Here is a 16,608-nt window from a genome sequence, read left to right as displayed (position 1 = left end):
AAAGCTCCCAAATGAATTAGGAGCTTTTTGATATTTATACATCAATACTAATTAAGCCGCATTTTGCTTTTTAATGAGATTAAGAGCTGAACCTTCCTTGTACCAAGTAATTTGCGCCTCATTATAACTATGGTTGGCTATAATGACATCCTTTGAGCCATCGGCATGTACCAATTCTATACTCAACGGCTTATTTGGAGCAAATTCATTCAAATCCAAAAAGTTGAACGTATCATCTTCCTGCACCAAATCATAATCGTTTTCATTTGCAAATGTTAAGGCCAGCATTCCTTGTTTTTTAAGGTTTGTTTCATGGATACGGGCGAAAGACTTCACTAATACAGCTGCCACTCCTAAATGCCTAGGCTCCATAGCGGCATGCTCACGAGAAGAACCTTCACCATAGTTATGGTCGCCGACCACTATTGTTTTAATTCCGGCCGCTTTATATTGGCGCTGAACATCCGGCACACCTCCGTAATCACCTGTCAATTGATTTTTCACAAAGTTGGTTTGTTGGTTATAGGCATTCACGGCACCAATTAAACAGTTATTGGAAATATTATCAAGGTGCCCTCTAAAACGCAACCAAGGACCAGCCATAGAAATATGATCTGTAGTACATTTACCAAAGGCCTTGATCAACAATTTAGCACCTGTGATTGTGTCTCCTATAGGTGTGAACGGCTCCAATAATTGTAAACGCTCCGAAGTTGGACTTACTGTTACCTCTACGCCACTACCATCTGCAACCGGCTCTACATAACCATTTTCTTTTACTTCAAAACCTTTAGGAGGCAATTCCCATCCTGTTGGCTCATCAAACATCACCTCTTCTCCATTTTCATTAATTAACTTATCCGTCATGGGATTGAAGTCCAAACGGCCCGCAATGGCAATCGCAGCCACCATTTCTGGAGAAGCTACAAAGGCATGCGTATTCGGATTTCCATCTGCACGCTTTGCAAAATTTCTGTTGAAAGAGTGAATGATACTGTTTTTTGGTGCATTTTTAGGATCACTATATCTCGCCCATTGCCCAATACATGGTCCACAAGCATTCGTAAATATTTTAGCGTCCAATTTTTCGAAGATAGAAAGGATGCCATCCCTTTCGGCTGTATAACGCACCTGCTCAGACCCTGGGTTGATTCCAAATTCTGCCTTTGTTACCAAACCTTTGTCCAAAGCCTGTTGCGCAATAGAAGATGCCCTAGACAAATCTTCATATGAAGAGTTGGTACAAGACCCTATCAATCCCCATTCTACAGCCAAAGGCCACTCGTTGGCTTTTGCCTTTTCGGTCATTTCCTTACCTGCTGTAGTGGACAAATCTGGCGTAAACGGTCCATTTAAAAGTGGTGATAATTCTGAAAGATTGATTTCAATTACTTGATCGAAGTACTGTTCTGGGTTTGCATAAACTTCAGCATCAGCCGTCAAGTATTCTTTGATTTCATTGGCGGCATCGGCAACATCAGCTCTTTCTGTGGCTCGCAAATAACGCTCCATAGATTCATCATACCCAAATGTAGAAGTGGTTGCCCCAATCTCTGCTCCCATATTACAAATGGTCCCCTTTCCAGTACATGACATAGCGGTTGCTCCAGGGCCAAAATATTCCACAATGGCACCGGTACCCCCTTTTACAGTAAGGATTTCAGCAACTTTCAAAATCACATCCTTTGGCGCCGTCCAGCCCGATAATTTTCCTGTTAGCTTAACCCCTATCAATTTTGGAAATTTAAGTTCCCAAGCCATTCCTGCCATCACGTCTACTGCATCGGCTCCTCCTACTCCAATAGCCACCATCCCCAATCCTCCTGCGTTAACGGTATGCGAATCGGTACCAATCATCATTCCTCCGGGAAAGGCGTAATTTTCCAATACCACCTGATGAATAATCCCTGCTCCCGGTTCCCAAAACCCAATTCCATATTTATTGGATACAGAAGCCAAAAAGTCAAATACTTCCTTGCTGGTTTCATTGGCTTGCTTTAAATCTTGCTTGGCTCCTTGTTTCGCTTGGATCAAGTGGTCGCAGTGTACGGTTGTAGGCACTGCCACCTTTGGTTTTCCTGCCTGCATAAACTGCAATAAGGCCATTTGAGCGGTTGCATCTTGACATGCGATTCTATCCGGTGCAAAATCCACATAATCCTTTCCTCTAACAAAAGCTTTTTCTGGAGTTCCATACCATAAATGGGAGTATAAAATCTTTTCGGAAAGCGTCAATGGTTTACCGACAACTTTGCGTGCCTTATCAACGCGCTCAGCCATTTTCGAGTAAACATCCTTTATCATTTCTATATCAAATGCCATAAAATTTCTTGTTGTTTATTGAATATTTTTTAAGTGTCTACAATATACGAAATAAGTCCTCTATTGAAAAACCTAAACTTCAGCAGTTTGCAAACTAAAAACCTCAAAATATATGGCACAAAAAAAGTCCGAGTATTACGCTCGGACTTTTCATATATCTAAAATCTGTGATGATTATAATACCAATTGCTTTTGAGATGGTGCAAATCTAGTCAATACAATGCCCTCTACAGCTGCTTCGTACTCTTCCATTGTAGGAGTTCTACCTAAAATAGTCGACAAAACAACCACTGGAGTAGATGACAATAAAGATTCTCCTTTTTTCTCTCCAGAATCCTTTACAACTCTTCCTTGGAATAGACGTGTAGAAGTTGCCATTACCGTGTCTCCTGGCTCCGCTTTTTCCTGGTTCCCCATACACAGGTTACAACCTGGACGCTCCAAGTATAACATGTTTTCATACTTTGTACGTGCCAATCCTTTAGGCGCATTATCATCAAACTCAAAGCCAGAGTACTTTTGCAATACTTCCCAATCTCCTTCAGCTTTCAACTCATCAACAATGTTGTAAGTTGGAGGCGCCACTACTAACGGAGCCTTAAACTCAACTTTACCTTGTTGCGCTTCAATGTTCTTCAACATTTGAGCTAAAATCTTCATATCTCCTTTGTGAACCATACAAGATCCCACAAACCCTAAATCAACTTTCTTAGTTCCTCCATAGAAAGATAACGGTCTGATGGTATCATGTGTATAACGCTTAGAAACATCTTCATTGTTTACATCTGGATCGGCAATCATTGGCTCTGCAATTTCATCTAAGTCAATCTCTACCTCTGCATAATACTTCGCGTTGGCATCTGGTCTAAGAGCTGGCTTAATTCCAGTTTTAACTTCTACAATTCTTGCATTTGCTTTGTCAACCAAACCTTGAAGTACCTGCGGCTCGTTATCCATACCTTTATCGATCATGATTTGGATACGGTCTCTAGCAATTTCTAAAGATTCGATCAAGGTTTCATCTTCTGAAATACAGATAGAAGCCTTAGCTTTCATCTCTGCAGTCCAATCGGTAAATGTAAAGGCTTGGTCAGAAGTCAATGTTCCAATGTGAACTTCAATTACACGTCCTTGGAATACGTTTTCACCACCAAACTGCTTCAACATTTGTTGTTGTGTAGCATGTACCACATCACGGAAATCCATGAAACTTCTCATGTTTCCTTTGAAGGTCACTTTTACAGATTGTGGAATTGGCATAGTCGCCTCACCTGTTGCCAAAGCCAATGCTACAGTACCAGAATCAGCACCAAAAGCAACTCCTTTAGACATACGTGTGTGCGAATCTCCACCAATAATAATGTCCCAATCACTTACTGTAATATCGTTTAATACCTTGTGAATTACATCGGTCATTGCATGGTATTCACCTTTAGGATCACGTCCTGTAATTAATCCGAAGTCATTCATAAACTTCATCAACTTAGGAATGTTCGCTTTAGATTTATCATCCCATACAGAAGCCGTGTGACATCCAGATTGGTAAGCTCCATCAACAATTGGAGAAATGGTCGTTGCCGCCATAGCTTCCAATTCCTGAGACGTCATTAATCCAGTAGTATCCTGAGATCCTACAATGTTTACTTCAACACGAACATCAGAACCAGCGTGCAAGGTTTTACCCGGCGTAGTTCCAACGGCATTTTTATTAAAGATTTTCTCAACTGCCGTTAATCCTTGTCCTTCAACAGAAATTTCTTTGGAAGTGGCATATACTTGAGGAATCTCAATTCCTAAAACTTTAGCAGCAAATGTTTGTAATTTTTTACCAAATACAACGGCATAGGATCCACCTGCTTTGATAAACTCAACTTTTTGCGGCGTTAGAGACGCAGAAATATCAATTAATTCCTGATCTCCATTGTATAATTTTTTCTCTTTAGTGTTGATGGTAAGCACTGTTCCTGTTTCCACAGAATAGGCTTGCTCTAAAACTGGATCTCCGTTTGCGTCTACAACCGTATTTCCTTCAACATCTTTTTGCTTCACCCAGTTTTTAAGGTCGATACCAATACCACCTGTTACTCCTACAGTCGTCAAGAAAATAGGAGAGATTCCATTGGTTCCAGCAATTACCGGTGCAATATTGATAAATGGCACATATGGGCTAGATTCGATACCTGTCCACAATGCTACGTTATTTACACCTGACATTCTTGAAGATCCAACTCCCATTGTTCCTTTTTCAGCAATAAGCATAACTCGCTTATCTGGGTGTTGTGCTTTCAATTCAGTCAACGCTTTTTGCATGTCTTTGTTGTGCTCAAAGATAGACTGGCCATGCAATTCACGGTCTGAACGTGAATGCGCATCGGCACCTGGAGACAATAAATCTGTAGAAATATCTCCAACACCGGCAATAAAGGTTACCACTTTAATCTCTTCATCCACCTCAGGAAGTTGTGTAAAGAATTCAGCTTTAGCATAGCTTTCAATCAATTCTTTAGCTATAGTGTTTCCTGCTTTAAAAGCCACTTCCAAACGAGCTGTATCAGCATCGTATAAAAACACCTGAGTTTTTAACACTTTAGCAGCTTCTGCAGCAATTGCGGTATCCTCTCCTAAAGCCAAATCCAAAAGCACTTCAATAGAAGGCCCTCCTTTCATGTGAGACAATTGCTCAAACGCAAACGCTGGTGAAATTTCTTCAACAACAGACTCACCAAGAATAATTTCTTTTAAAAACTTAGCTTTAACTCCAGCAGCACTTGTAGTTCCTGGAAGCGTATTGTAAATAAAGAAATTCAGAGAATCTTCGCGATTTTCGTTATTCAAATCCTTAATTTGTTCAATAATCTCGCTTAACAAATCAGCTCCGTCAATAGGCTTTGGGTGAAGCCCCTGAGCTTTTCGTTGTTCGATCTCCTTGATGTAATCGTTGTATAAATTCATATTATTAGTATTATGATTTAATTGGCTTTTTTATGATTTAAATTTCATCTGCTTAAAGCAGATTTTCTTGTTAAATCAAAGCCGTTTATAACATATTTTTTTCTTTAGCCTCGCAAAAATAAAGAATTAATACAAAGTTTTAAAAATAAAATATTGAATACAATATCCAACCATACGAAATCGATATAATACGATAATTAATTCGTATGATTTTTGAGGTCCATCCGTTGAAAAAACAGTAATTTTCCTAATTTATCTATTCAACAGAGATTTCAATTTTGGCCGATCTCTTAAATCCATTATTGGTTTTTCAAAATAGGTATACAAGAGGTTACTCAAATAAAGGGACAGGCTCCAATACACCAATAAAACTATCGCCTTCCGCATTATCGAAGATTCACTCAGATCCATAAAATGCTGAATGGTTAACAATAGTATGGAATAATTGATCAAATAAAGTCCGTATGACAAAACGCTCAGTTTTGTAATCACTCTTTTTAGAGAGCCCTTACCTTTTATTTGTATGACAAATGGAAAACATAGTAATAAAGCAATGGCCACGAACGGCAAATAAAATACATTAAAAAAGAATTGGGAATTTTCTGGACTTAATGCTGCATAAGAAATAACAGCATGCATTCCTAAAAAAAATAGTATTCCTACAACCAAACTATAGACTCTATAATTTTGCCATTCACTTTTAAAGTATGTGGCTATATACACTGCCAAAAAACCATAATAAATAGCATCAATTCTATAGACAACTACTTTTCGCAATGCTCTACTCCACTCCTGTCCAGATTCAAGAATATTATTGACGTGAAAATAATATCTGGAAATTGTGATTCCTATTATAATTAGTACCGTAATAAAAAGAAACAGCAAATGTTTAGGAACTCGTTTTACTAAGACAATGCTAAAATATAAAAGTAATGGCCCTATTACATAAGCAAATTCCTCTATTGATAAACTCCACGATTCTGTGAAAAAATCTTCTTGTGGAGAGGCAAAATTTTGCAAGAACAAAAAATAGCAGCCAACACCCTTTATAATTTCACCATAAAAAATATAGACCAAAAATATATTTATAACTAAAATGAAATAATAATTGGGTAAGGTCCTAAACCAACGTCTTATCCAGAAATAAACAAAATCTTTAAGCTGTATTTTATTGGAGTTTATCTGCTTTAAAATAATGCCACCAATTAAAAAGCCACTTAAAACAAAAAATAAATCAACGCCTATCGTTCCAAAAAATCTAATGGCCGTAAGCAACGTGTTTTCTTGATTAGGATAAAGTAATAAAGAAGAATGTGAAACTAATACTAATAAAATAGCTACTGCCCTTATAGCATCCAAGCCAAAAATTCTCGACTTCTCCATGCTACCTTACCAGCTTAATTATTGTTCTTTTATCCCGTAAGTCCATCATAGGTTTTTCATAATATCTGTAAACCATATAAGCTACCAAAATAGTAATTGCCAAATAACCGCTACAATATAAACATAGCTCAATACGCCCCAAACCTTCTGTAGACACAAAATGCTTTAGCAGCTGCATCACTACGGAATAATGCAACAAATAAATGCTATATGAAATTATGCTAATAAAGGTAATGGCCTTCAAAAATATATTCCTAGCAGTTTTAATACTACTCATTAAAGGAAGCGTAAGCATAATGGCAATGCTATTAATTGGTAAATAAAATACATTCCAAAACAGAGGATATACCTCTATAAATATCTGTTTCCAGGATAGAATTACATTCAGTCCTAAAAATATACTTACGCCAACCCCAAACAGAACATTTTTATACTTGTTCCAAAAGTTTGGGTTAACCATTGATATAAAAGCCGCCAATACCCCATAATAAATAGCATCAATTCTGTACACCACTACAGCTTTTAAATTTAAATTCCAAGACACCATATCTACTGTTGGCCCCTTCATATAGAACCACAATTTGGTGAGGGAGAAAAATAGAATAATCCCAATAGTAGCAATTAAAAAGAAGGACGATTTGCTAACGCCTTTAAAACTTCCAACTATTACATATAAAATCCCTGGACCTAAAATATAGGCAAACTCTTCCACTGACAAAGTCCATGATTCGTTAAAAAAGAAGGGAAGTTCCCAAGCGAAATTTTGAAGAAAAAAGCCATATTTCCATACATTATTGGGCAATTCAAATCCTAAAAACAAGGCAATGGCAATATTGAGAAGAAGAACTAAATAATAATTAGGTAAGGTTCTAAACCAACGCCGGATCCAAAAATAACATAAACTTGCTCTATTAATATCTTCCAAAACAAAGCTATGGTACATCAATCGGCCAATCAAAAAACCACTTAACACAAAAAATATTTCGACACCAATAAAACCAGACAACCCCATGATATTGGAGAGTAATTGGGAAGTCTCAGGAAGTATCCATTTGATATGAGAAAACACCACCAGCATTATTGCCAAGGCTCTCATAAGGTCCAACCCAAAAATTCTTTTCTGGTAATTAATGTCCATGTAAAAGAAGTGCGTTTCTATGGAGTTAAAGTTTGAATTTACACATAATTTTCACTTTAACAAGTCAACTTTTTAACACCTCGTTCCTATTTGCGGTATAGACACTTCACACAAAAGCATAATCTTATAAGAAATAAGGCTTTTCGTGAATAGAATTATAAATACTTATAGAAGAATATACTGAAACCTTTTCTAAAAACTAAAACAAACTCTCTATAATTCGTTCGTCTGTGATCCCTTCGGCTTCGGCTTTGTAGTTTTTGATGATACGGTGTCTTAGTATCCCATTTGCAACGGCTTGTACATTTTCAATATCAGGAGAAAATTTTCCTTGGATTGCTGCGTGTGTCTTGGCAGCTAAAATCAAATTTTGCGATGCTCTTGGACCTGCTCCCCAATCCACAAACTCTTTTACCAATTCTGAAGCAGTTGATTCGTTTGGTCTGGTTTTTGCCACCATTCCCACGGCATATTCAATCACATTGTCCGCTACGGGAATTCGACGAATAACACTTTGGAATTTGATGATTTCCTCGGCTGTAAACAAAGCGTTTACTTGAGGTTTGTTGTCTGAAGTGGTTACTTTTACAACTTCTACCTCTTCCCTAAAAGAAGGATATTTTAAATTAATGGCAAACATAAAACGGTCCAATTGGGCTTCTGGCAAAGGATAAGTTCCTTCCTGTTCAATTGGGTTTTGTGTTGCCAACACAAAATAAGGCAGGCTCAATTTGTAGTGGTGTCCTGCAACCGTCACCGCACGCTCTTGCATCGCCTCTAAAAGGGCTGCTTGGGTTTTAGGTGGTGTTCTGTTGATTTCGTCTGCCAAGATAATATTGGCAAAAATTGGCCCCTTGATAAATTTGAAATGGCGATTTTCATCCAAAATCTCACTTCCTAAAATATCACTAGGCATTAAGTCTGGTGTAAACTGTATACGTTTGAAATCTAAACCTAAGGCTTGTGCAATGGTATTTACCATCAAGGTTTTTGCCAATCCAGGCACTCCCACCAACAGGGAATGACCTCCAGAGAAAATGGAAATCAAAATTTGATTTACCACTTCATCTTGACCAACAATTACTTTTGCAACTTCACTCTTTAAGGCTTTGTATTTTTTTACAAACTGTTCTACAGCTGCTACGTCAGACATATTATTTTTCTTTTTTTAACCAATTACTGTTAAACTCGCAATCTCTGTATTCACCATTAATTTTTATATAAGTTTCCTGAATTTTCTCTTCAGTCCACTTATCAATGGCTTCATATTGCTTTTGTTGTTCTGCTAGGTTTTTAATTTTCAAATAATCTCTGGCAAAATCTGCTTCATGTTCATCTATTCTATCTGTTACCGTCAAGATTTTAAATTTAATACGGTTTACACGATCTTCATCCTGAAGCACCAAACTCACTTCTCCATCTTTCAAATTTTGAATTTGAGAATATAGTTCTGGATCCATTTTTGTTAACTCAAAATTATGATCCTGTGTTCTTGGGTTGATCAATTGTCCTCCGTCTTGCTTGGTTTCCTTCTCATCACTGAATTCTCTTGCGGCATCTGCAAAAGACACTTCACCATCTACAATGCGCTTTCTTACAAGCTCTATTTCATCCTTAGCTTTCTTAATAGATTCTTCAGTTATCTCTGGACGCAGTAAAATATGTCTTACCTCATAAATCTGTCCTCTAATTTTTTCAAGATAGATGATATGGTATCCAAACTCTGTTTCGAAAGGTTCGGAAATTTCACCTTCCTGTAATGAAAAGGCAACTTCTCTAAACTCCTTTACCATTTGAGGATGCTTTTTATTCAATTCGTATTTTCCTCCATTTTTTCTAGAGGCAACATCGTCTGAATAAAACACAGCTTTGGTTGTAAAACTCGCACCGTTTTCAATAACGTCGGCTTTAAATTCCTTAAGCCTGTTAATTACCTTTTGCTTTTCTTCTTCAGAAACTTCTGGAATCACTACTATCTGACCTACCTTTAGCTCCGTACCAAATATCGGACGCTCATCTTTAGGAATCCCATTAAAATACTCACGCACTTCTTCTGGAGTCACTTCAATATCAGCAACAATCTTGTTTTGCATCTCAAATGCCAACTTTCCATTTTTGTTGATGATGAACATTTCTTCCCTTAAACTCTGCTCGCTGTCCTTATTGTAGAATTTTAACAGTTCATCCATAGACCCGTTGGTCTGCTCCAAAAACGCACTAATCTGCTGCTCGATGTTGGAACGAATTTCCAATTCATTCACGGTGATACTATCCTGAATAGCGTGATGTGTGTACAGCTTATCCTCCAACAATTTCCCAAACAACTGGCATCTGGTAATGTCTGCGGTAGATACCCCTCTAGCCTGCAACTGAACAAACTCCTTATCGATATCTGAATCTAAAACTACAAAATCTCCAACCACAGCAACCACACCATCCACTTTTTTCCGTGCGCTAGGGTCTATGGTTAGCTCCTTTTTTTCTACTTCAGGTTCTTCTATGACTTCCTGTGCATTGCCCGCCCCGTATGACATAAACGCCAAAGTGGCCAGCATAAATTTCATATTAATTGAAGATTTCAAATTGTTTGTTTTTAATAGCATCTTTGGTAATATCTTTTTCCAGCTGTTTAATGAGTTCCAATTTCCTTTTGTTCATTACAATTTGATTAATGGTTGGCTTGACGTATTCCAAGGGTGCATAATCATTTTGCAAAAGGACATCATTTATTTGCATCAAATATAGGTCTAATGAATCTTTGAGCTGTAAAAAATTAGATTTTTTTAACAGTTCTTTTTTATTCTCAGCGTATAACACAGGAACCTTGTTGATGACTTGGGAAACTTTCACCCAAACTGAATCGTTTAGCGTGTAGGACTTAAATTGAATGGAAATAGAGTCCAAATAACGTTTATCCTCATCGGTGTAACGTTTAAAGCGTTTCTCAATATCGTCCTTATTGATAGCGTTTTGCGCAATTTTAATGTAACGCAACTTCAACAACTCTTCATTAAGCTTAAAGGTTTCCTTGTTTAGATCATAAACGTTTTGTGCCTCTTCTGAAGTTACTGTAGTGTCAATATTTCTTTTCACCAAGGCATCCAAATAGGCTTTGGTAAAAAGATCTTTTTTGTACTGCGATACCAACTTGTTAAAATCCTGTTGCATTTTCTCTGGAAGGTTGGTTTGTGCCCCATCTACCAACAACAACTGTGTTGCCCATCGGTTGATAAACCCATTAACTAACAACGCACTATCCTCAGGAGGTGTGCCTTCTGCCACCAAGCCTTCTAAATCCTCTTTGTAAAGGTAAGATTCATTGACCCGGGCAATAGGAATCCTGTCGTCTGCCTTTTTAAACATATCGCAAGAGAAGACTGCAAGCAGCAACAGCAGTATGATGATACTGTATTTATTCAATTAATTCAGAATTTGAGATTTCACTTTAGCCAATACTTCTTGATCTATTTCAACATTGTAACGCTCATGCAAAGTGTTCAACCAGTTTTCTTCAATGTAATTCTGATAATCACTCACCACACTTCCTCTTGCCTCTTCAAAAGTTTTAGGACCTTTGGGATACACTTCCTCTACAAGAGCGACATGATAGGAATCGTTGAATTTATAAATCGAAGACACGCCTTTTTTGAATTCAAAATCCTCCGGAAGTGCTTGATGGGTAGTATCCATGATTCCTTTTGTAAAAATAACCTTTTGCTCGCTCTCAGTATTCAATTTAGCACTGATTTCTTCAACCGACTTATGCTCTTCCAATAAATCCTCTACTTTGGAAATGTCTCTTTTTTTAGCCGCCGAAGCCACCACCGCATCTGCCCTAACCGGCCAAACGTAATCTGCTTTATGAGATTCGTAATAGTTTTTCAACCCAACGGTATCTTTAGAAGCTGTGTTCCAAACTTCCTTTTCCATAAGGTCAAACAACAACAAACCATCTCTATATTCTCCTAAAATAAAGGCAAACTCTTCATCTTCAAACTCAAGATTACGCTCACGGTAGTCTATAAGTTTGGCTTCCAAAAAGGCCGCGTACTCAGCTGCAACCACTTCGGCATTGGCCAATTGCTTTCCAAAGTATTTTCTTTGAGAAGATACTAAATAATCCCCAAACTCTCCATAAGTATAGTCTTGTTTCCCAATGGTGATAAAGGTTTTATCCTTAGTGAAATCTGCGGGCAAAGCCCAACCGTTTTGGAAATAATCAGGGTTGATCAATCCTTCAAAATATGTCAAAGCCTCTTGGTTGTCCTTAACATTATAGCGTTGCTTTAAATTATTGGTTAGCGCCGTATTGATTATAGCCGAACGTGAATCACGCTTTACGCGCTGCTCCAATTCCAACTTAATGGTATCAAATTCTGGATTTCCTTTTTTGTCAATCAGTTTCACAATATGCCACCCAAATTCAGTTTTGAAAGGCTCTGAAATCTGTCCGTTTTCAGTCAAGCCAAATGCCACTTCTTCAAATTCAGAAGAACTTAACTGTCCTCCTTTAAACGACGGCAACAACCCTCCTTTAGCGGCTGAACTTTTATCGTCGGAAAACTGTTTTGCCACAGCCTCAAAGGACTCACCTTGCATGATTTTTTTGTAAAGCTCATTGATACGTACTTCCGGATCTAATGAATCATCCTTTTGAACTTTAGACACCATAATGTGCTCTACAGTTACCTCTCCACGAGAAGGACGCTTGTCCTCTACCATCACAATGTGGTAACCAAAACGCGTTCTGAACGGCATAGAAATATCGCCAACTTTAGTATTGTAAGCCACCGTTTCAAAATTATAAACCATTTTGAAAGCTGAAAAATACCCCAACTCTTCAGCGTAGGTTTCATGTCCCTTATAATTGATTTCCCTTGAACCAGGTGCCTTGTATTTTGTGTTCAATTCGTTGAAAACCGTTTCAAAACCATCTTTCAAGGCTCTTTCTCGCAAGGCCAACAAATCGTTGTAAACCTTCAAAGTATCACGCTCTGCTTCTTCTACTCGAAATAAAATATGCGAAGCCTTAATGTCGTAAGACATACGCTCATAAGCCTCCTTTACCAAAGCATCGGTTACCTTATTATCCGTAAGAAAATTTTTGGTCAACTGTTTTTTGTAATTACCAAACTCCCTTTTATACTGGGCATTGTCATCAAGCCCCAAACGCTTGGCTTCCTTGATTTTCAACTGATAGTTTACAAAAAGTTTTAAATATTCATCTACATCCTTTTGCGATTCGTCCTTTACCAAATCAAGGTTTTTATTATAAACCCTAATGAATTCCGAAGCCTTTACAGGATCTCCATCAACAGTAAACAATACATCATCACTTGTGGTTTGCGCACTCACAAACCCCGATACAAATAAAGAAAGGACTAAAAACTTTAGTTTTAATTTCATAGTTAAAATCAATTGGTCAATTGCAGCAAAAATAACATATTTAGCATATTTAGCAAGCTGCTTTTATGAAACGGCTGTATTCTGCAATTCGTATAAAAATGCTTTCTCTTCTCTTGTTAAAATTTCTCCATTTTCAGTTGAAAACCAGAAAAACAAATCGATTTTCAAAATATCATAGTATATTTAATTCTTAAATAAATTGCTAACAATGAAGTACTCCACAAAAATTACCGTGGCCTTACCGTTGAATGAATTTCTGCATAAATTCAACAACACCGAGAACATGAAGCATTGGCAAAAAGGCCTTATTGCTGCCGAACATATTTCGGGTACCCCAGGAGAACTTGGTTCCAAAATGAAGTTGATTTACAAATTGGGCAATCGAGTGATGGAACTTATTGAAACCATTACGCATGCCAATTTACCTTACGAATTGCATGCTACCTACACTACTCATGGTCTGCACAACATACAGGAAAACTATTTTAGTCAAACCGAAGAAGGCCATACCATTTGGACTTCGGATAACGAATTTGTGCCCTTAAGCTTTACCATGAAATTAATGACCAAATTTATGCCCAGTGCTTTTAAAAAACAATCGTTGCAATACATGGTAGATTTTAAGAACTTTGCCGAAAAAGGAACTTCTGTAGCCAATGCGTAAATTAAAATTAATCTGGGACTTCCGTGGGCCAGCCGCCCTTAAGACCGCCCAACACCATGAAATCCATTTAAAAGAGTATATTCGCATGCAAAATCTGGATATCGAGATTACGGGTGTTGAAACCTTATCTGATATGCATTCCATCGCTTTTTTGGTGATGGACGAGTCCCAGATGAAACCTATACGAGATGCACTTAAACCCCACCGTGGCCAAGTGTACCAAAATCAATAATTACCAAAACATGAAATATCCCCTTATTTTTCTATTTGCCATAGCATTGTCATGCTTTAACTGTGCTAGTGAAAAGGAACCTATTGAAACCAAAACTTTTGTAGAGGAGCCTCATTCCTTTGCCATCCCCAACAAGGCCTACATCAACCATTTAGATTTAGACATTGAAGTTGATTTTGATACGCAAACTCTAAAAGGATCGGCTAGTTATGACATTACCAACAACAATGTGTCTGAAATTGTTTTAGACAGTAAGTTTTTGAATATTAAAAGTGTCGAAGCTGATGGCAAAGAAACTTCATTCCGTTTGGGTGATTTTGATGAATTTCTGGGGCAAGCACTTCATATAGATATTAAGAACGATACGAAAACCATCAAAGTGTTTTATGAAACCACAGAACGCACCGAGGCACTGCAATGGTTGGATCCACAGCAAACTGCCGACAAAACCCACCCGTTCCTGTTCACACAAGGTCAGGCTATTTTAACCCGTACTTGGATTCCTATTCAAGATAGTCCGCAAATACGCATCACTTACAACGCCAACGTAAAAGTTCCAAATGAACTAATGGCAGTGATGAGTGCCGAAAACCCAAAAGAAAAAAATCCCGAGGGATCATATCATTTTCAAATGAAACAACCAATCTCTCCTTACTTGATAGCACTTTCCGTTGGAAATTTAGAATACAGAGCCATTAGCAACCGTACAGGGGTATATGCCGAAACCTCTATGATTGATAAGGTTCAAAATGAATTTTCCGAAATGGACAACATGCTCAAAGCTGCCGAAGCTCTTTATGGCACTTATGCTTGGGAACAATTCGACGTCATTGTATTGCCTCCTAGTTTCCCTTTTGGAGGCATGGAAAACCCAAGACTTACTTTTGCTACGCCTACCCTAATTGCGGGAGACAAAAGTTTAACTTCAGTAATCGCCCATGAATTGGCGCATTCTTGGTCCGGGAATTTAGTAACCAACTCCACTTGGAATGACTTCTGGCTGAATGAAGGCTTTACGGTGTATTTTGAAATAAGGATTATGGAAGCCCTTTATGGAAAGGAACGTGCAGATATGTTGGCCTTGATTGGACGTCAGGATTTGGAAGATGAAATTGAAGATTTGAAAGACACTCCAGAAAGCACACAATTAAAATTGGACTTAAAAAACGAGAATCCAGACGATGGCATGAACAGCATTGCATATGATAAAGGGTACCTATTTTTAAGAACCTTGGAAGAAACTGTTGGCCGAGATAAGTTTGATGTGTTTTTGAAGAGTTATTTTACAACCAATGCCTTTACAACACTAACTACAGAGGATTTTGTAAACTACCTTAACACAAAGCTACTGGAACCAAATAACCTCAAGTTCAATACAGGAGAATGGATTTATAAGCCTGGAATTCCTTCCAATGCGGCAGTAATTACTTCAGATAAATTTGACAATGCAGAACGCACTCTAGAACAATTTCTAAAATTGAATGAAGTAGATACTGCCTTGACCAACAATTGGACCACACAGGAATGGGTACATTTTATTCGCAATTTCCCAGAAACCATCACGCCAGAACAAATGGCGCTTTTAGACAACGCCTTTGACTTTACAAATTCTGGCAACTCCCATATTGCCATGGTTTGGTTTGAACAGTCCATCATTCACGATTACAGAGGTAATGATGTCGATAAAAATATTGCATCCTTTTTAACCCAGGTAGGTCGTAGATGGTATGTAGAAACCTTGTTTAAAGCCTATAAAAAAGCTGACAAAGTTGAGGAAGCTTTATCCATCTACAAGGAGACACGTGGCAATTACCACTCAGTTACGGCTAGTACCATAGACTTGTTGTTGAATTATACATCAGAAGACACAACATCACAGGTTGAATAGGTATGAGGAATTTCATTTTAAAGCAAAACTTTACATTCTCTTAACATTGAAATTGAAAGCTTCCTAGCTTTAAATAGTAAATTTACAGTTCAAGTTAACCAACATGAGGCTGTTAGCCATTCTAGCAGCCAAATACCGATTAACGACAAACTATATGAAACTGCAACATACCGAGGATTTCTTAAGGAAATTCGACTACGATTACCTCCGTCAGGATAATCAATTGATTGTAAAAATGGAACCTTCCCAACAAGTCTCCATAGATTTCTCCAATCCACAACAACCGGTTATTACCAATGAACTTACAAGATGGAATTTTTTGACCGGTGTTTTCAACATGCGAATTAAAAACGCTGTCCTGCTCAATTTTGCATTAGGGGTGATTTTAAGTTTACTATTAGCCACCCAAAATTTAGAGACAGGAATTTCCGTGTTTTTAATTTATACCATTTGGATTTCATTTTGGGCAGCTCATTACCTTTCCAAATCAAACACCTTAAAAGAAAACCTAAATCATTGGAATAACTAACTGGTTTATTCCATAAACCTGTATTTTACTTTTTTCCTACTATTGTAAGAAATGCATTTCGTCGATGATTTTTGAGCCAACCTGTTATTCCTCT

Annotated in this window: 12 protein-coding genes; 4 read left to right on the top strand and 8 right to left on the bottom strand. The window is 37.7% G+C overall.

Features of this window, described 5'->3' with window-relative positions; translation table 11 throughout:
• Positions 1-51 precede the first annotated feature (51 nt).
• The 8 genes from BKM32_RS09645 to BKM32_RS09610 all read right to left on the bottom strand — a co-directional run bounded on the left by BKM32_RS09645 (position 52) and on the right by BKM32_RS09610 (position 13,201).
• Positions 52-2,322: an aconitate hydratase gene (locus BKM32_RS09645; RefSeq protein WP_076663612.1), complete on the bottom strand. Its 2,271-nt coding sequence runs from the start codon at positions 2,320-2,322 to the stop codon at positions 52-54.
• 174 nt (positions 2,323-2,496) lie between these two features.
• Entirely contained in the window at positions 2,497-5,274 is a 2,778-nt protein-coding gene (locus BKM32_RS09640; RefSeq protein ID WP_076663611.1) for a bifunctional aconitate hydratase 2/2-methylisocitrate dehydratase, read from the bottom strand.
• 252 nt (positions 5,275-5,526) lie between these two features.
• The gene (locus tag BKM32_RS09635; protein WP_076663610.1) at positions 5,527-6,657 is read right to left on the bottom strand and encodes an acyltransferase; all 1,131 of its coding nucleotides are present in this window, start codon (positions 6,655-6,657) and stop codon (positions 5,527-5,529) included.
• 1 nt (position 6,658) lies between these two features.
• Positions 6,659-7,795 carry an acyltransferase gene (locus BKM32_RS09630; protein ID WP_076663609.1) on the bottom strand — a complete coding sequence of 379 codons (1,137 nt, stop codon included), beginning with the start codon at positions 7,793-7,795 and terminating at the stop codon, positions 6,659-6,661.
• Between the two features lie 199 nt (positions 7,796-7,994).
• On the bottom strand, positions 7,995-8,948 hold the full coding sequence (locus BKM32_RS09625) for a MoxR family ATPase (RefSeq protein ID WP_076663608.1): 954 nt from the start codon (positions 8,946-8,948) through the stop codon (positions 7,995-7,997).
• A gap of 1 nt (position 8,949) precedes the next feature.
• Positions 8,950-10,359, bottom strand: a complete 1,410-nt coding sequence (locus tag BKM32_RS09620; protein ID WP_253187444.1) for a peptidylprolyl isomerase — start codon at positions 10,357-10,359, stop codon at positions 8,950-8,952.
• 1 nt (position 10,360) lies between these two features.
• Entirely contained in the window at positions 10,361-11,215 is an 855-nt protein-coding gene (locus BKM32_RS09615) for a peptidyl-prolyl cis-trans isomerase (RefSeq protein WP_253187443.1), read from the bottom strand.
• On the bottom strand, positions 11,216-13,201 hold the full coding sequence (locus BKM32_RS09610; protein WP_076663605.1) for a peptidylprolyl isomerase: 1,986 nt from the start codon (positions 13,199-13,201) through the stop codon (positions 11,216-11,218).
• A gap of 208 nt (positions 13,202-13,409) precedes the next feature.
• Between BKM32_RS09610 and BKM32_RS09605 the strand changes: the two genes are divergently transcribed.
• From BKM32_RS09605 to BKM32_RS09590, 4 genes are all read left to right on the top strand, one after another.
• Positions 13,410-13,865 carry an SRPBCC family protein gene (locus BKM32_RS09605; protein ID WP_076663604.1) on the top strand — a complete coding sequence of 152 codons (456 nt, stop codon included), beginning with the start codon at positions 13,410-13,412 and terminating at the stop codon, positions 13,863-13,865.
• Positions 13,858-14,097, top strand: a complete 240-nt coding sequence (locus tag BKM32_RS09600) for a hypothetical protein (RefSeq protein WP_076663603.1) — start codon at positions 13,858-13,860, stop codon at positions 14,095-14,097. The genes BKM32_RS09605 and BKM32_RS09600 overlap by 8 nt, the downstream gene beginning before the upstream one ends.
• 10 nt (positions 14,098-14,107) lie before the next feature.
• Positions 14,108-15,985, top strand: a complete 1,878-nt coding sequence (locus BKM32_RS09595; RefSeq protein ID WP_076663641.1) for a M1 family metallopeptidase — start codon at positions 14,108-14,110, stop codon at positions 15,983-15,985.
• Positions 15,986-16,088: 103 nt separating this feature from the next.
• Positions 16,089-16,514, top strand: coding sequence for a hypothetical protein (locus BKM32_RS09590; RefSeq protein ID WP_083702148.1), 426 nt, complete (start codon positions 16,089-16,091; stop codon positions 16,512-16,514).
• Positions 16,515-16,608 lie beyond the last annotated feature (94 nt).

This window comes from Mangrovimonas sp. DI 80, assembly GCF_001975575.1.
In the GTDB taxonomy this organism is placed as follows: Bacteria; Bacteroidota; Bacteroidia; order Flavobacteriales; family Flavobacteriaceae; genus Mangrovimonas_A; species Mangrovimonas_A xylaniphaga.
The sequence above is the reverse complement of the archived record's forward strand: the minus strand, read 5'-3'. Positions and strand labels throughout refer to the sequence as shown.